Source organism: Micromonospora sp. CA-263727, assembly GCF_050942455.1.
Taxonomy (GTDB): domain Bacteria; phylum Actinomycetota; class Actinomycetes; order Mycobacteriales; family Micromonosporaceae; genus Micromonospora.
In genome coordinates, this window is the sequence record NZ_CP192031.1 from 5476309 (window position 1) to 5492835 (window position 16527).

A 16527-nucleotide genomic window follows, 5' to 3' on the forward strand; every position below is an offset into this window, starting at 1 on the left:
ACCTGACCGATCAGTCTTCACCGACCCGATTACGCAGACGTTACGCGAACCGCCGCCGCCGCGTCCCGTCCAGTCCCGACCGACGGTCGCCGACCTACGGAGAACCCGGTCTCCGGTGGCACGGGCGCTACCCGACCCTGCCGGCGCCCGGTGGCAGGCGGGGTCTGCCCGCGGCCCGCGTGTCGGCCCCATCCCGCTGGGGCAAGATGAGGGCATGCCCACCCTGCGTCTCGCGCTCTGCCAGGTCAACCCCAGCGTCGGCGACATCGACGGCAACGCCGGCCGCGTCCGCGCCTGGGCCCGCCGGGCCGCCGACGCCGGCGCCCAGCTGGCCCTCTTCCCGGAGCTGATGTTGACCGGTTACCCGGTGGAGGACCTGGTCTTCCGGCGGTCCTTCGTCGCCGCGTCGAAGGCGGCGCTCGACCGGCTCGCCGCCGACCTGGCCGCCGACGGCCTGGGCGAGCTGCCGGTCGTGGTCGGCTACCTCGACGCCGACGGCCCGCCGCAGGTCAGCGGGGAAGCCGAGCCGGGTCGGGGGGCCCGCAACGCGGCCGCCCTGCTGCACCGGGGCGAGGTGGTGGCCCGCTACTTCAAGCACCACCTGCCCAACTACGGCGTCTTCGACGAGGACCGCTACTTCGTGCCCGGGGAGATGCTCACCGTGGTCCGCCTCGGCGGGGTGGACGTGGTGCTGACCATCTGCGAGGACCTGTGGCAGGCCGGCGGGCCGTTCGCCGCCGCCCGGCAGGTCGGGGTCGGGCTGGTGGTCAACATCAACGGCTCGCCGTACGAGCTGAACAAGGACGACGTCCGGCTGCCGCTGGTCCGTCGCCGGGCCGCCGAGGCCGGGGCCACCATCGCGTACGTCAACATGATCGGCGGCCAGGACGAACTGGTCTTCGAGGGCGACTCGATGATCGTGGCGGCGGACGGCACGCTGCTCACCCGGGCACCGCAGTTCGTCGAGCACCTGCTCGTGCAGGACGTGGAGCTGCCCGAGGCGGCCGGGTCGGGCGACGACGGCACGCCGGGCGGCGCGGAACTCGCCGACGGGCTGCGGGTGGTGCGCCGTACCGTCGACGGCCTCCCGCCGGCGCCGACCGGCCCGGCGGCGGCCGGCGGGATCATCGAGCCGGTGGCCGACGAGGCCGAGGTGTGGCAGGCGCTGGTGCTCGGGCTGCGGGACTACGTCGACAAGAACCGCTTCCCCTCGGTGGTGCTCGGGCTCTCCGGCGGCATCGACTCGGCGGTCGTCGCGGCCATCGCGGTGGACGCGCTCGGCGCCGACCGGGTGGTCGGGGTCTCCCTGCCCAGCCAGCACTCCTCCGAGCACAGCCGGGAGGACGCGGCCGACCTGGCCAAGCGCACCGGGCTGGACTACCGGATCGAGCCGATCCAGCCGATGGTGGACACCTTCCTGGCGAACATGTCGCTGGCCGGGGTGGCCGTGGAGAACCTCCAGGCCCGGGTCCGGGGGGTGATCCTGATGGCGCTGTCGAACCAGGAGGGCCACCTGGTCCTCACCACCGGCAACAAGAGCGAGTTGGCGGTCGGCTACTCGACCCTCTACGGCGACTCGGTCGGCGGTTTCAATCCCATCAAGGACGTCTGGAAGACGCTGGTCTGGCGGCTGGCCAAGTGGCGCAACGCCGAGGCGGCCCGGCTGGGCGGGACGCCGCCGATCCCGGAGAACTCGATCGGCAAGCCGCCGAGCGCCGAGCTGAGCCCCGGCCAACTCGACAGCGACACGCTGCCCGACTACGACGTGCTCGACCCGATCCTGATCGGCTACATCGACGGCGATCTCGGCCGTGAGGGGCTGGTGGCCTCGGGCCACACCCCGGCGGTGGTGGACAAGGTGCTACGGATGGTGGATACCGCCGAGTACAAGCGTCGCCAGTCCGCGCCCGGCACGAAGATCTCGATGAAGGCGTTCGGACGGGACCGGCGGCTGCCGATCACCAACCGGTGGCGCGAGCACGGCTGACCCGCCCCCGCGTGCGCCCGACGGCCCGGCCGGTCAGCCGCCCGGAGTGACATCCTCCACTGCGCTCTGCCATGACCAGGGCCGACGGTGCGACCATCGCGGAGAACCCGGGGACCGCGTACGCGGCCTCGAGGAAGGAGACAGTCATGGTGGAATCCACCCCGGCCGAGGTGACCGCCCTCTACGGCGGCCCGGCCACCCGACGGGTCCGCACCCGTGACCTGATCGCCGCCAAGGAGCGCGGCGAGAAGTGGTCGATGCTCACCTCGTACGACCAGTACAGCGCGTCGATCTTCGACGCCGCCGGCATCCCGGTGCTGCTGGTCGGCGACTCGGCGGCGAACAACGTGTACGGCTACGAGACGACCCTGCCGGTGACCGCCGAGGAGTTGCTGCCGCTGGTCCGGACGGTCGTCCGGGCCACCCGGCAGGCGCTGGTCGTCGGCGACCTGCCGTTCGGCTCGTACGAGGAGGGGCCGACCCAGGCGCTGCGCACCGCCGTCCGGTTCATGAAGGAGGGCGGCTGCCACGCGGTGAAGCTGGAGGGCGGCCAACGCTGCGCCGACCAGATCGCCGCCATCGTCGGCGCCGGCATCCCGGTCATGGCGCACATCGGTTTCACCCCGCAGCGTGAGCACACGCTCGGCGGCTACCGGGTGCAGGGCCGTGGCGACGCCGCCGAGGACGTGATCGCCGACGCCCGGGCGGTGACTGCGGCGGGCGCCTTCGCGGTGGTGCTGGAGATGGTGCCCGGCGAGGTCGCCAAGCGGGTCACGGCCGAACTGCCGATCCCGACGGTGGGCATCGGCGCCGGCCCGGAGACCGACGCCCAGGTGCTGGTCTGGCAGGACATGGCCGGCCTGCGTACCGGCCGGACGCCGCGCTTCGTGCGGCGCTATGCCGACCTGGCCGGCGTGCTGGGCGAGGCGGCCCGCCGCTTCGCCGACGAGGTCCGCGACGGTCAGTTCCCCGCCGCCGAGCACACCTTCTGAGCACGCCGGGCGGCGGTCCGTCGAGTGGCGGACCGCCGCCCGTCCGGTCTCCCGCGCCGCGCCGAGGTGGCGGGTTGTCACGGGCGCAGGTGCAGCTCGTTGATCGCGGGCAGTGGTTCCAGCCAGGCCAGGTGGCCGTCGGCGACAGCGATGGTCCGGCTTCCCGCGGCGTCGGTCGCGGTCAGTCCGACGCCGGGGCGACCCGAGGGCGCGATGCGCCGGTCGTCTTCCAGCGCGAGGTGCAGCATCGGCCCGTCCGCGCCGAAGGCGGCGACCGCGGCGTCGAAGGCGGGCCGTTCCTCGGCCGGCACGTGGATCCGGGTCGCGGTGTGCACGACGAGCCGTGGCAGCCCCGCCGGAAGGATCGCCGCGACGTCGGGGCCGACCTCGATGACGTTGCCGCGTAGCACCCGTGGCGGGTCGGCGCGGGTGGCGTCCAGCGCCGCTTGCAGCTGTGCCGCCTGGTGTGCGTTCTCCGGCCAGACGAGCGCGCGTAGCCACGCCCGGTCCTCCTCGTCGGCGAGGTCGGGCGGGTCGAGGTCGACGCCGACCACCTCGGCGATGCCCGGTAACCGGTCCAGGTCCGGCAGCAGGGCCGCGCCCGGCACCTCGACGCGGAGGTGGACCGGAGAGCCGCGGTCGCCGAAGGTCGCGCCCTCCACGGTGAAGGCGTAGCGGTCGGCCCGCAGGTTCAGGCCGGCGCTGCACCCCACCTCGACCACGCAGACCGGAGCCGAGGTCGCACGACGCAGCAGGGCGAGACCGACCCGGGTCACCAGCGCCCGCTGGACGTGGTTGGTCTGCACCAGGCGGGTGCCGATGATCGACGCGATCTGCCCCCAGTACGCCTCGCAGAAGCGCGTGAAGGCCGGCCCGGTGTGCCCGTCGAACGGCCGCGCGCGGTCGCCGACGACCGACGGGTAGTACTCGGCCAGTGGATCGGACTCGCCGCGCAGCAGCAGGTAGTGGACGGCGCCGAAGAGCGCGAACGTGGGCTGTTGACCATGTCGGGTCTGTGCCGCCAGTTCGAGCAGCGCCTCGTCGTCGGCGACCACCGCGAGCAGCCGGCTGTACAGCGGGGAGCTGTCGAAGCCACGCGCCGTGCGGAATGCCCCTGCCACGGTCCTGACGTCACGCACGACCCGACAGTAGCGGGAAGCACCCGCCATCCGAACTCATCCCGACCGGGCGGGCCGCTGGCAGCGGTTGTCGGGGAACCTCGCTCCGGGGTCTCCCGACAGTCTTTTCACAGGTCGGTGACGCGGATGCCGGCGTGCGCCTGGTAACGCTTGTTGATCGCGATCAGGTTGGCGGTGAACGCTTCGATCTGGTGGGCGTTGCGCAGCCGCCCGGCGTAGATGCCGCGCATCCCGGGGATGCGGGCGGCGAGCGCGCCGACGATGCCGGCCAGGTCCCGCTCCTCGGTGCAGATCAGCACGTCGAGCTCGATCCGGTCGATCTCCGGGTCGGCCAGCAGCGGCGCGCTGACGTGGTTGAACGCCGCGCAGACGCGGGAGTCGGGCAGCAGCGCGGCGGCCTGCTGGACGGCGCTGCCCTCGGCGACGGCCAGAGCGTACGGGCCCTGCTTGTCGAAGCCGAGCGGGTTGACACAGTCGACCACGATCTTGCCGGCGAGTGGTTCGGCGAGCCCGGCGACGGTGGCGGCGTGCCCGTCCCAGGGCACCGCGATGATCACCACATCGCTGCGGCGGGCCACCTCGTCGTTGGCGGCACCGGTGACACTGCCGTCGGCCGGCACACCCGGCAGCGCGGCGATCTCCTCGGCCGACTGCGCGGCCCGCTCGGCGGAGCGGGAGCCGATCAGCACCGGCTGGCCGGCCCGGGCGAACCGGTAGGCGAGCCCCCGCCCCTGGTCGCCGGTGCCGCCGATGATGCCGACGGTGAGCCCGGACACGTCGGGCAGCGTGCTCGCGTCGTATGCCATGGTCGTCATCCTCGCAAATCCGCCGGCCCGCCAGCAGGGACCCGCGCTGTGACAAACCCCGCTGCACCCCGCCGGGGACCGCTCAGGCGAGTTCGAAGCCGACCGAGCGGGTGACCGGATCGGCGGCGACCAGCCGGACCCGTACCCGCGTACCCAGCGGCAGCTCGCCGACGCAGCGGGCGCGCACCGGCGGGTCGTCCAGGGCGACGGTGCCGCCGGGCGGCCGGCCCGGACGGGCCTTGCCGTTCGTCGGCGCGTCCACGTCCAGCACGGCGGCGTCGAAGGTCTCACCGATCCGGTGCTCCAGCAACACCGCCTCGGCCAGGTCGATGGCGCCCCGGCTGGCCGTCGACGCGGTCCGGTCCGTCGCGGCCATCACGGCGGGCAGCCGGGGCAACGCCGCCTGGGCCCAGTCGGGCACCTCGCGGCCATCGTGCAGGGCGAGGCAGACCTCCGTGGCGTACCGGTCGGCCAGTCGCCGCAGCGGCGCCGTGACATGGGCGTACGCGGCGGCGACCCCGCCGTGCGCCGGCTGCCCGGGTACCTCGCCGGCGAACGCCGTGTACGCGGCCGACCGCATCAGCTCGGCCGCCTGGTCGACGAAGGCCGCGGCCCGGGGCTGGCCCGGGTCCAGCCCGACCAGCAGCTCGCCGACGCTCACGCCGTCCGGCCAGTGCACGCCCAGCGGCGCGGCGGCGGCGCGCAGCCGCTGCACCGCCTCCGGCTTCGGTGCCGGCATCGTGCGCAGCAGGCCGACCCCGCCGGCCAGCATGAGGTCCGCCGCGGCCATCCCGGTGAGCAGGGAGATCTGCGCGTTGTGTTCCTCCAGCGGCACCGGCGCCCGCAGCACCAGCCGCCAGCCGTCGCCGTCGGCCTCCACGTCCTGCTCGGGGATCGGCAGGTTGATCGCCCCACGGCGCAGCCCCCGGGCGGTGAGCAGGGCACCGATCTCGGGCAGCAGGGCGATCGGCTCGGGCAGCCGGCCGGCGTCGGCGTCGGACTGCGCCCCGCCATAGTCCAGCTGGGCCCGGCTGCGGACCAGCGCGCGTTCCACCACCACGGCGACGGTGCCACCGTCGGCGTCCAGGTCGATGGTCCAGAGCACGGCCGCCCGGTCGACGCCGGGCAGCAGGCTCGCCGCGCCCTCGCCGAGAATGCGCGGGTGCAGCGGCACGTTGCCGTCGGGCAGGTAGACGGTCTGCCCCCGCCGCCAGGTCTCCTCCTCCAGTTCACCACCCGGGCGTACGTGTGCGGCGACGTCGGCGATCGCGTACCGCACCCGGAAACCGCCACCGGCGCGGCGGGTGAGGTGCATCGCCTGGTCCAGGTCCCGGGAGCCGGGCGGGTCGACCGTGACCAGCGGGATGTCCGTGCGGTCGGCGGTCGGCCGGGGCGGCGCGGCGGCGGCCTCGTCGGCCTCCCGCTGCGCCGCCTCCGGATAGACCTCGGGCAGGCCCAACTCGCGGCGCAGCGCACCGAAGTCGATTCTGGGCGCGAGGACGCGTCGGATGACCATGGGTCAATCCTGACAGCGCGGCGCACCCGCCGCCCTCCACCAACCGACGGGCGTCCGGCGTACGCCGGGTCAGCCGGCCGCCTTCCGCGCAGCGCCGCCCCGCCCGGTCGAACCCGTGGTGGCCTTGCGCGCGGAGGCCGAGCGCGCGGGGGCGGTGCGCGCTGAGGCCGAGCGCGCGGGGGCCTTGGCGGTGGTCTTCTTCGCCGGCGCGGTCCTGCCCGCCGGCGTCGCCCTGCCCGCCGACGCCTTCTTCGCGGGAGCCTCCTTCGCGGGGGCTTTCCGTGCGGGGGCCTTCGCGGTCGTCTTCCGCGCCAGCCCGGTCGCTGCCGTGGTGGTCCTCCGCGCGGGTGCCGGCTTCGCGGCGGCGACGGCCTTACGGGCCGGCGCGGCAGCCTTGCGCACCGGCGCGGCCTTCCGGGCGGCCGTCACGGCCTTCCGGGCGGGTGCCTTGGTAGCGGCCCTCTTCGCCGTAGCCTTCTTCGCCGGCGCGGTCCTGCCGGCCGGAGCCGACTTCGCCGAAGCCTTCTTCACGGGGGCCTTCTTCGCCGGGGCCGCCGCCGTGCTCTTCCGCGCCGCCGTCCGGGTCGCCGCCGTCGTGGTCTTCCGCGCCGCCGCCGGTTGGGTTGCCGTCGCCGTGCTCTTCCGCGCCGCCGTTGGCCGCGCCGACGCGGGCCGGGTCGCCGCCGTCGTGGTTTTCCGCGCCGTCGACGGCCGGGCCGTCGCCGTGGTCTTCCGGGCCGACGCCTGCTTCGTCGCCGTGGTCGCCTTCTTCACGGGTGCCTTACGCGCGGCCGACGTGGCTCGCGCCGTGGTCGCCTTCCGGGCGGGCGCGGTCCTGCCGGCGGGGGCAGCCGAGCGGGCGGGCGCCTTGCGGGCGGGCGCCTTCGCCGCCGTGGCCCGGGTGGCCGCCGTCTTCTTCGCCGCCGTAGTCGCCGCCGCCGTCTTCTTCGCGGCGGTCTTCTTGGCGGGTGCCTTCTTGGCGGGTGCCTTCTTGGCGGTGGCCTTCGCGGTGACGCTCTTCGCGGCGGCGGTCTTGCGCGCCGGCGAGGTCGCCTTCCGGGCCGCCGGCGCGGTGCCGTTCGCGCGGCGGGTGGACGGGGTACGGGTGAGGCCCGCAGTGCGTTCCGTCGCGGCGCTTCTCCTCGCGGGCGTACGCTTCGCGGCCGGGCGGGTGGCCTGTTGTGCTTCGGCCATCTCGGTTCCCTCCTTGGGGACGTGCCGCCGCCCTCGCGGCGCACGCAGTGCCTCGACGCGGGAGGCGTCCCGCGTCGTCTACCTCTCCTCCCCGGTCCAGCGGGCGTCCTCGGCCTCCCACGCTTCGTTGCGCTCCCGCACCTGTTGCAGGGCGTTCTCCGCGTCGGCGGCTGAGGCGTACGGTCCGAGAACGTGCCGGGCAGCGCACACGTCGGCTTCGGTCTCGACCCGGTGGTGTCGCGTACACCAGTAGTAGCGTCCACGTCCGCTGTCGCTCATGGGATCACTGTGCACCGGGAAACGACCGCCCGCCACCCGAACACCGCAAGTCACCAGGCTTTTCCACAGTAGACGTGCAGGCCGACCGACGTGCCGAAACGCCAAAACCGCCGTCCGTTGATCATCCGAACGGCCGCTGCCGGCGCGGTGCCGGCGCCGCCACAATCAGCGATCGTGACGACAGCTACCCCGACCGCCACCGAATGCCCGGAATGCGGTGCCGCGACGGTGTCCCCGCTCGCTGCCACGCCCTGGTGCCCGTCCTGCGAGTGGAACCTGGAGGCGTACGACCCGGATCGGAGCCGGCCCGTGTTCGGCTGGGTCTGGCTCGACCGCCGGGCGCACCGGCTGGGTTACCGGTTGACGCGCCAGCAGTTCGACCGGCTGGTGGGGCGACCGATCGGCGCGACCGGCGGCGGTGCCGCGACGGTGCTGATCGCGGCGGCCTCGGTGCTGCTACTGGCCGGGGTGGCCGCGCTCGCGGTCACCGGCGTCTGGCTGACCGTGTGGTCGTTCCCGAGCCTGACCATCCTGCCCGGCGTCACGCTGCTCGCTCTCGCCTTCGTGCTGCGGCCCCGCTTCGGCCGGCTCGACCCCGAGTTGGAGGTGCTGACCCGGCAGCGGGCGCCAGAATTGTTCGCGCTGGTCGACGAGGTCGCGACGGCGCTGGACACCCCCGCGCCGCAGGTGATCGGTGTGGACGGCAACTTCAACGCGTACGCCGGCCAGGTCGGGCTACGTCGGCGGCGGGTCCTCTGCCTGGGCCTGCCCTACTGGGGTTCGCTCGGTCCGCAGGAGCGGGTGGCGTTGCTCGGCCACGAGTTGGGCCACTTCGCCAACGGTGACCCGCGCCGGATGCTGCTCACCCAGCCGGCGTTGCGCACGCTCGGCGAGGCCGCCGACCTGCTCCGCCCGATGGAGACCGGGCATCGCGGCGGCATCCTGGAGTTGTTCGGGGCCCTGCTGGCGAAGGTGTTCCTCGGCACACTGTCCCGGCTCTTCTCCGCCGCGCACCTGGCCCTGGCCTGCCTCGCGCTGCGCGAGAGCCAGCGCGCCGAGTACCTCGCCGACGAACTGTCGGCCAGGGCCGCCGGGACGGACGCGACGACCCGACTGCTGGACAACACACTGCGCATCGAGTCGATGACGCTCGTGGTGCGCCGGGACTCCCGGGCGGGCCAGGGCCCGCAACAGTGGCGGGCCGACACGGCCCGGTCACTCGCCGAGGCCACTGACCGGCTGCCACAGCTACGGCAACTCTCCGTACGCGAAGAGGCATCGCTGCTGGCCTCGCACCCGCCCACCGGCCTGCGCCGACGGATGCTGACCAGCCGGAGCTGGCACGACCCGAAGGTGGTCCTCACGCTGGCCCGCCTGGAGCGCATGGATCAGGAACTGGCCAGGGAGTACGAGCGGATCCGCCGACAGATCAGCCTCTCCTGACCGGGGCGCGCGCCGGGAAAACCTGAGGGGCTAAGGTCGCCGGATGGGCGTACCGGACTACATCCTGCGGATGCGAAAGCACGTCGGCCATGACCTGCTCTGGTTACCCAGCGTCAGCGCGGTTGTCCGCAACGACGCGGGCGAACTGCTGCTCGGCCAACGCGCCGACGACGGCCGATGGTCCGTGGTGAGCGGCTTCGTCGAGCCGGGCGAGCAGCCGGCCACCGCGGTCGTACGGGAGGTGCAGGAGGAGACCGGGCTGGACGTCGAGCCGCTGCGGCTGAGCAGCGCCATCTCGCACCCGCACACCTACCCCAACGGGGACCACTGCGAGTACCTCAACCTCGGTTTCCGCTGCCGGTTCCTGGGCGGTGAGTTGCGGGTCAACGACGACGAGTCGTTGGACGTCCGGTGGTTCCCGCCGGGCGGGCTGCCCGACCTGGACGAGCACGCCCGGCTGGTCATCCGGCACGCCCTCGGCGCGGAGGCCCCGGCGTTCTTCCTGCCCGCCGGGATGCTCTGGGGCGAGCCCGGGGAACTTGAGCATGGCTGATCCGCTACGGCGGTATCTTTCCGAACTGGTCACGGTCGCCGGCAACGTGCTCGGCGACGAGCTGTGCGGGGCGTACGCGGCGGGCTCGGTGGGGCTGGCGGCGTACCAGCCGGGACGCAGCGACGTGGACGTGGCGCTGCTCTGCGCCAACCCGGTGCCTCCGGCGACGGCTCGCGAGCTGGTGGCGCGGCTGCGGCACGAGGCGTTGCCCTGCCCGGCCCGGGGCCTGGAGCTGGTCGTGTACCGCCGGGAGGTGGCCCGCTCCGGCACCCCCGAGCCGGGCTTCGAGGTCGAGCTGAACACCGGCGCGCGGATGGACTTCCGGGCGTCGTACGGCCCGGCCGAGCGACCACCCGCGGACGGCCTGTTCTGGTACGGCCTGGACCGCAGCATCCTGCACCAGAGCGGGCAGGCCCTGCTCGGCCCGCCCGCCGCGGACGCCTTCGCCGACCTGGCCCCGGACGACCTGCGCCGGCTCATCGTGGCGGCGCTGCGCTGGTGGCTGGAGCGGCCGGTCCCGCCCGGCGACGTACCCGCGCCCGGGGCGGAGGACGCCGTGCTCGGCGCCTGCCGCTCCTGGGCGCGGCTACGGCACGGGGTGTGGCTGCCCAAGGTGGCCGCCGGCCGGCGGCTGCTGGCCGGGGCCGGGCCGCTGGTCGACGCCGCCACCACCGACCTGGTCGAGCGGTCGATCGCCGCCCGGGACGGCGGCACGTCGCCCAGCGGCCCGCAGGCCCGCGCCTTCCAGCGCCGGGTACTCACCGACCTCACCGACCGGCCGGCCTGACCCACTCGCGGCCCCGCCTGGTCCGCCTTTTGCGGCCTGGTCCGGCCTGTGCGGCGGCCCGTCAGGCCGGGGCCGGCTCCACCGGGATCCACAGCTCGGCGTCCGCGTGACTGCCGTCCGCCGAGACGCGGGTACGCGAGATCTCCGGTCCGGGACGGGAACGGTACGGGTTGGCCGGGAACCACTGGGTGAACACGTCCCGCCACAGGTACTGCACCGCCTCGGGGAACGCCCCGGAGGTCTCGAACACCGCCCAGGTCCCCGCCGGCACCGGCAACACGGCCAGGTCGTCGGGGATCTCGGCACCGGTCACCACGCCGTACCAGTAATCCAGCTCGGTGCCTTCCGCGCGGTTGCCGGCCAGCCCGTCGCTGACGTTGACGATCCCCGCCGGCTCCTGGTCGGACAGCGCCTCGATCCGATCCCGGGTCGCCGGCTCGATGCTCTTGACGAAGGCCACGATCGCGGGATTCAGGCCCTCGTGCACCAGCGGCACCCGGGCCTTGCGGCCGGCGAGTTGGAACGACTCCTTCTGCACGATGCGGTATCGCATGCTGCTGCTCCCTTCCACGGTGAGTCGGAAGGACATCCGGGGCTGGGCGTGCAACGCGGCCCCGGTGCGCCGGGCCTCGCCGGGACCGACCCCGTGCACGGCCTTGAACGCCCTGGTGAACGCCTCGGCCGAGCCGTACCCCCAGCGGACCGCGATGTCGAGCAGGGTCCGCTCCCCCGCCAGCACCTCCGCGCCGGCGACGGTGAGCCGGCGTCGGCGCACGTACTCCGACAGCGGGATGCCGGCCAGCGCGGAGAAGAGCCGCCGGAAGTGGTACTCCGACGTGACCGCGATCCGCGCCAGCTCGGCCGCGTCGACCGACCGGTCGAGGTGCCGCTCGATGTGCTCCATGGCCTGGTTGAGCCGCTCCAGCACCCGGGTCTCCTTCCCTTGTGCCGCCCACGCTATGGCCGCGCCGGCACCCCCGACCCGACATGCTGTGCCCGGCCCGGTCGGGTGGTCCGGGCGTCTGCCGGTTCACCGTCGGACGTGGCCGAACCGGCGGCCCTCTCGGCATCGGCCCTACGCCGGCCGGCCCAAACCTCTTGGTCGCGCGACGATCGGTGGCACCGTCCGCCCGACCGAGTCGGTATCAGACGGAATCGGGACCAAGGGATCAGCCGCAGCGACGATCTCGACCGCCCCGGTGGTCACCCAGCGTGGCCCGCTCAGCCCGTTGTGCCTGTCCAGGGTGTGGATGCAAGGTCATATGTGCAACTCTCACGTCCGAGAAACCTTCATTGGGGCGACGGGGGTCCCCTACGAAGACCCGTGCGCTGGCGTGGGCAGAAACGTCAGTCGACCCTGGAGGCACCGTGGCCAACCTTGACGCCGCACTGAAGGACGCCATGACCATCGACGGCGCGATCGGCGTCGCACTCGTCGACTACACCAGCGGGATGACCCTCGGCGTGGCCGGTGGGACCCCGGAGATCGACCTGACCATCGCCGCGGCCGGCAACACCGACGTGGTACGCGCCAAAATGCGCACCATCGAGATGCTGAAGCTGAACGACCAGATCGAGGACATGCTGATCACCCTCGGCAACCAGTACCACATCATCCGGCCGCTCACCGGCGCCAACGGCATGGGCCTGTTCCTCTACCTCATGCTCAGCAAGGCCCGGTCCAACCTGGCACTCGCCCGGCACCAGCTGCGCGCCATCGAGGAGAAGCTGGAGCTGTGAGCGTCGGCGACACATTCCTGCCCCGCCGTACCGCCCAGCGACCGGATCTCCCGCCGCCGCCCAGGCTCCCGCCGTCGTTGGCCGGCAACCCGTCACTGCCGTACCCGGCCATCGGCAGCGAGCTGGCCGAACTGCGCCTACAGGTCCCCGGGGTGCAGGGCAGCGTCCTCGGCGGCGTGGACGGCCTGCTCATCACCCACGAGCTGCCGCCGCCGCTGGACCCCGACGACCTGGCCGCGATGGCGGCGGCGACCTTCGGCCTCGGCCGGCAGGTCAGCCTCCGCCTCGGCCAGGGCGAGTTCCGCCAGTCCACCGTCCGCAACCAGGCCGGCTACTTCGCCGTGTACGCGGTCGGCCCGCAGGCGCTGCTCTCCGTCGTCGGCCACGACGCGATCAACGTGGCCCGGCTGCACCTGCACACCCCACCGGTAGCCGAACGCCTCGCCAAACTCATCGCCCAGGTCTGACCGACACCCACCGGCGCAATGACCGGCACCGCTGCGGACGCCGCTCCGCCACGAACCGGGCTCACCGCCATCGCGTACGCCACGCGGCGGCCCGCGTGATTCCTCGCTGCGCGATGGCGGTGAGCCTGCCTCACACTACTTACTCGTCACCCCGGGCGTTCAACTCCCGACGACGATCGACGTGCCCACGCCCACGAGGGGTCCGAACCCACAGGGACGCACCGATGAGCACCCGGTCGACCGACCCTGACCTGGCCCGACGGCCCGGGTCGAGCACCACGTCGCTGTAGACCTCGGCCCACCACTCCGAGTCCGTGACGGGGGTCTCGACGAGTGGCGGTATATGTACCGGGAACGGGCCGGCGAGGCGTGGCGGAGGCCGACGGCTCGAACGAGGTCGGGGGTTGGGGGTTGGGGGCTTCCGACTCTGCAAGCACGGAACGGGCCACCGGCCGCCCTGGCGGTCAGTCGTCGAACTCGAACCCGCTCGCCTTGGCTTCCACGACCAGCCGCCGCATGCGTTCGCCATCGGTCGCGACCACATTCATCCGAGCTGCCAGCTCTTCCAGCGCGCTTCGATCGGTGCCGTAGGCACAGAACATGCCGGCCTCGGGGTCATAGGCGAACCGGTCTTCGAGCGTCTGGGCCTCGGTGCTGACGAGAACCTGCGCGACGCCTTCCCAGAAGTACCCGTTGGGCTCGTGACCGAGTTCCCCGATCAGGTCGTCGACCGGCGTGGTTCCCGCATCCAGCAGCAGCGAGTACTTCCCTGGAGTCGTCTCGATCAGCCTGAGCAAGGTCATCTGAAAAGTCTGGCACCCCTCGGTACGCAGGCGCAACGATCGGCCGGTCGTTGTCACGGGCGCATCCCGGATCTCAAGCCGCAGGCTCGAAGAGCCGGTCGACGGCCCGCCGGGCGCGTTCCTCACCGTCGGGCATCAGGCGGGTGCAGGCGCGGAGGGTGAAGCCGGGGCCGGCGTGGCCAAGGCCTGATCACGGCCGCTGGGCTGGTGGGCGACGGACGAGTCGACCTGTACGCCGGATTCTGTGCTCGGCGCGTACCCCGGAGGGTTTGCGCCGGCGGCGGCCATCCATCTCGGCCTGCCGTTGCCGACAGGCTCGTGCGGCCTACCCGCAGACATCGGGCGGGCCACCCTCAAGCGTCTGCGCGGGTCGTCATCTTGCGGTGACGGCCCTTTCTTGGCCTTGCTCCGGGTGGGGTTTACCAAGCCACCCCGGTCACCCGGGGTGCTGGTGGGCTCTTACCCCACCGTTTCACCCTTACCGTCCCCGATGGGGCCGGCGGTCTGTTTTCTGTGGCACTGTCCCGCGGGTCACCCCGGGTTGCCGTTAACAACCACCCTGCCCTGTGGAGTCCGGACGTTCCTCGGCGGCGGGCCATGGCCCGCCGACGCGACCGCCCGGTCGACTCGTCCGTCGTGCACCCATCCTAACGACGCGCCACCCCATCCCACTTCCGCCCCACGCCCGACCCCGACGCCCCGCAGTGCCCGCGACTGAGCAACTTCAGGGATGTTGCGGTATCCGGCCGACCGCGACACCCCAGGTTCACGGATGTTGCGGGCAAGGTGCCGCCCGGTGGCGGGCCTTCCCTGGTGGGCAGGGCGTGTGGTGTGGGTACTAGCCTCGGGGATCATGGAGCTGGTCGATGCCGCGTTGCTGCTCGCCGCCGGGCTGGGCGCCGGGACGATCAACGCGGTGGCCGGGGGTGGTTCGCTGATCACGTTTCCGGCGCTGCTCGCCGTCGGGTTGCCGCCGGTGGCGGCGAACGTGAGCAACTCGGTGGCGGTGTTCCCGGGGTACGGGGCCGCGGTGGCGGGCAGCCGGGTGGACCTGCCCGGCGGGCGGCTGCTGGCCAGCCTGGTGCCCACCGCGATTGTGGGCGCGCTGGCCGGGGCGGCGCTGCTGCTGGTCACCCCGGCTCGGGCGTTCGAGCTGGTCGTACCCTTTCTGGTGCTCGGGGCGACCGCGGTGCTGGCCTTCCAGGATCCGCTGCGCCGGCTGGTCGGCCACCCGCGCGACCTGCCGCCGCGCCGTCGGGCGGTCACCCTCCAGGCCATTGTCGCGCTTGCCTCGGTGTACGGCGGCTACTTCGGCGCGGCCGTCGGGGTGATGCTGGTCGCCGGCCTGGCCCTGGTGCTGGACGCGACGCTGGCCCGGGTGAGCGCGGTCAAGAACCTGCTCTCCGCCGCGATCGGCCTGACCACCGTGGTCGTCTTCGCGCTCGCCGGCCCGGTGAACTGGGCGGCGGTCGCGCTGGTCGCACCGGCGACGCTGATCGGCGGGTACGCCGGTGCCCGCCTGGTCCGCCGCCTGCCGTCGTTCGTGCTGAAGGCCGTCATCGTGCTCTTCGGCACCGCCATCGGCGGTTATCTCCTCTGGCGCACCCTCGCCTCAGTGCGGTAGGTGGGCGGTTTCGTTGACCGAGCGGACGGCTACGCCGCCATCGGGCCAGCGGTCGAGCACCGAGATGCCGGCGGCGTCGAGGTAGAGGCGGTGCAGGAAGGCGTCGGGGGCGGCGAGCGCGTCGCGCAGGATCAGCTTGATCGGTGAGACGTGCGAGACCACCACGACGGCCTGACCGGGGTACGCCGCGAGCAGTCGCTGCACCACCCGCGCGCACCGTTCGGCCACCTGGGCGAAGGACTCGCCGTCGGGCGGGGCGACCCGGGTCGAGGCGAGCCAGGCGTCGAGCTCACCGGCCCAGCGCTCGCGTACCTCGGCGAAGGTGCGCCCCTCCCAGGAGCCGAAGTCGCACTCGATGAGGTCGTCGTCTCGGCGTACCGGAATGTCGCCGAGGGCGGCGGCGATCGCCTCGGCGGTGGCCGTACACCGGGACAACGGCGAGCTGACCACGGCCGCGGCGTTCGGGGCGAGCGCGGCCACCCGGGTGGCGGTGGCCCGCACCTGGGCCCGGCCCTTCGCGGAGAGCGTGATGTCGCCGCGGCCCGAGTAGCGGCCCTGCTCGGTGTACTCGGTCTCGCCGTGCCGGACCAGGATCAGCCGGGTGGCGGTGAAGCTGGGCCGCGGCTCCCAGGAGACCGGTGCGCTGGTCAGGTCGGCCCCCACGGTTTCGGCGCTGGCGACGACCTTTGCCGCGCCGCCGCCGGCCGGCTCCGGGCCACCCAGCCGTCGTGCCGGCTCGACGATGCGGGGCGGCTCGACGGTCGGTGCGGCGAGGCCCGACTTGGCGGCGGCGTCCATGGCGGCGTTGGCCAGGGCGTCGGCGTGGGTGTTGCGGTCCCGGGGGATCCAGCTGAACCGGACCGCGGCGAACCGGCCGACCAGCTGCGCCGCCTGGGCGGCGAGCGGACGCAGGCCGGGGTGCTTGATCTGCCAACGGCCGCACATCTGCTCGACCACGAGTTTGGAGTCCATCCGGACCTCGACCTCGCTGGCACCCAGCTCGGCGGCGGCGGCCAGGCCGGCGATCAGCCCCTGGTACTCGGCGACGTTGTTGGTGGCGGTGCCGATCGCCTCGCTCCGCTCGGCCAGCACCGCACCGGACGCCGGGTCACGGACCACCGCGCCGAAGCCGGCCGGGCCGGGATTGCCCCGGGACCCACCGTCGGCCTCGACGAGGACGGTACGCGGCGCCACCGG

General features: G+C 73.4%; 15 protein-coding genes and 1 other RNA gene. 9 read left to right on the top strand and 7 right to left on the bottom strand.

Annotated features, from left to right (window positions below):
* The first annotated feature begins 214 nt into the window (after nucleotides 1–214).
* Complete coding sequence (locus ACQPYA_RS23840) at nucleotides 215–1987, top strand: NAD+ synthase (protein ID WP_433529317.1); 1773 nt, start codon at nucleotides 215–217, stop codon at nucleotides 1985–1987.
* 146 nt (nucleotides 1988–2133) lie between these two features.
* Nucleotides 2134–2979: a 3-methyl-2-oxobutanoate hydroxymethyltransferase gene (gene panB / locus ACQPYA_RS23845; RefSeq protein WP_433529318.1), complete on the top strand. Its 846-nt coding sequence runs from the start codon at nucleotides 2134–2136 to the stop codon at nucleotides 2977–2979.
* Nucleotides 2980–3056: 77 nt separating this feature from the next.
* Here panB and ACQPYA_RS23850 read toward each other — a convergent pair whose 3' ends face one another.
* From ACQPYA_RS23850 to ACQPYA_RS23860, 3 genes are all read right to left on the bottom strand, one after another.
* Complete coding sequence (locus tag ACQPYA_RS23850; RefSeq protein WP_433529319.1) at nucleotides 3057–4118, bottom strand: DUF2332 domain-containing protein; 1062 nt, start codon at nucleotides 4116–4118, stop codon at nucleotides 3057–3059.
* Nucleotides 4119–4225: 107 nt separating this feature from the next.
* Complete coding sequence (gene npdG / locus ACQPYA_RS23855; RefSeq protein ID WP_433529320.1) at nucleotides 4226–4924, bottom strand: NADPH-dependent F420 reductase; 699 nt, start codon at nucleotides 4922–4924, stop codon at nucleotides 4226–4228.
* A gap of 82 nt (nucleotides 4925–5006) precedes the next feature.
* Nucleotides 5007–6440 (bottom strand): RNB domain-containing ribonuclease, encoded by a 1434-nt coding sequence (locus tag ACQPYA_RS23860; RefSeq protein WP_433529321.1) that lies wholly within the window; start codon nucleotides 6438–6440, stop codon nucleotides 5007–5009.
* Between the two features lie 115 nt (nucleotides 6441–6555).
* On the opposite strand from ACQPYA_RS23860, the gene ACQPYA_RS23865 reads away from it, so the two are divergent.
* From ACQPYA_RS23865 to ACQPYA_RS23880, 4 genes are all read left to right on the top strand, one after another.
* Entirely contained in the window at nucleotides 6556–7887 is a 1332-nt protein-coding gene (locus tag ACQPYA_RS23865) for a hypothetical protein (RefSeq protein WP_433529322.1), read from the top strand.
* Nucleotides 7888–8087: 200 nt separating this feature from the next.
* A complete protein-coding gene (locus ACQPYA_RS23870) occupies nucleotides 8088–9356 on the top strand; it encodes a M48 family metallopeptidase (protein ID WP_433529323.1) in 1269 nt (422 codons plus the stop codon).
* A 43-nt stretch (nucleotides 9357–9399) separates the two neighbouring features.
* Complete coding sequence (locus tag ACQPYA_RS23875; RefSeq protein ID WP_433529324.1) at nucleotides 9400–9909, top strand: NUDIX hydrolase; 510 nt, start codon at nucleotides 9400–9402, stop codon at nucleotides 9907–9909.
* On the top strand, nucleotides 9902–10696 hold the full coding sequence (locus ACQPYA_RS23880) for a nucleotidyltransferase domain-containing protein (RefSeq protein ID WP_433529325.1): 795 nt from the start codon (nucleotides 9902–9904) through the stop codon (nucleotides 10694–10696). The genes ACQPYA_RS23875 and ACQPYA_RS23880 overlap by 8 nt, the downstream gene beginning before the upstream one ends.
* A gap of 61 nt (nucleotides 10697–10757) precedes the next feature.
* Here ACQPYA_RS23880 and ACQPYA_RS23885 read toward each other — a convergent pair whose 3' ends face one another.
* Nucleotides 10758–11624, bottom strand: coding sequence for an AraC family transcriptional regulator (locus ACQPYA_RS23885; RefSeq protein WP_433529326.1), 867 nt, complete (start codon nucleotides 11622–11624; stop codon nucleotides 10758–10760).
* A gap of 440 nt (nucleotides 11625–12064) precedes the next feature.
* On the opposite strand from ACQPYA_RS23885, the gene ACQPYA_RS23890 reads away from it, so the two are divergent.
* Nucleotides 12065–12436: a hypothetical protein gene (locus tag ACQPYA_RS23890; protein WP_433529327.1), complete on the top strand. Its 372-nt coding sequence runs from the start codon at nucleotides 12065–12067 to the stop codon at nucleotides 12434–12436.
* Nucleotides 12433–12903: a roadblock/LC7 domain-containing protein gene (locus tag ACQPYA_RS23895; RefSeq protein WP_433529328.1), complete on the top strand. Its 471-nt coding sequence runs from the start codon at nucleotides 12433–12435 to the stop codon at nucleotides 12901–12903. The genes ACQPYA_RS23890 and ACQPYA_RS23895 overlap by 4 nt, the downstream gene beginning before the upstream one ends.
* 464 nt (nucleotides 12904–13367) lie before the next feature.
* Here ACQPYA_RS23895 and ACQPYA_RS23900 read toward each other — a convergent pair whose 3' ends face one another.
* On the bottom strand, nucleotides 13368–13706 hold the full coding sequence (locus ACQPYA_RS23900) for an immunity 51 family protein (RefSeq protein WP_433529329.1): 339 nt from the start codon (nucleotides 13704–13706) through the stop codon (nucleotides 13368–13370).
* A gap of 215 nt (nucleotides 13707–13921) precedes the next feature.
* Nucleotides 13922–14336, bottom strand: an RNA gene (rnpB, locus tag ACQPYA_RS23905) — RNase P RNA component class A.
* Nucleotides 14337–14559: 223 nt separating this feature from the next.
* On the opposite strand from rnpB, the gene ACQPYA_RS23910 reads away from it, so the two are divergent.
* Nucleotides 14560–15330: a sulfite exporter TauE/SafE family protein gene (locus ACQPYA_RS23910; RefSeq protein ID WP_433529330.1), complete on the top strand. Its 771-nt coding sequence runs from the start codon at nucleotides 14560–14562 to the stop codon at nucleotides 15328–15330.
* Here ACQPYA_RS23910 and ACQPYA_RS23915 read toward each other — a convergent pair.
* Nucleotides 15319–16524, bottom strand: a complete 1206-nt coding sequence (locus ACQPYA_RS23915) for a bifunctional RNase H/acid phosphatase (protein ID WP_433529331.1) — start codon at nucleotides 16522–16524, stop codon at nucleotides 15319–15321. The two genes, ACQPYA_RS23910 and ACQPYA_RS23915, sit on opposite strands and share 12 nt — an antisense overlap.
* Nucleotides 16525–16527 lie beyond the last annotated feature (3 nt).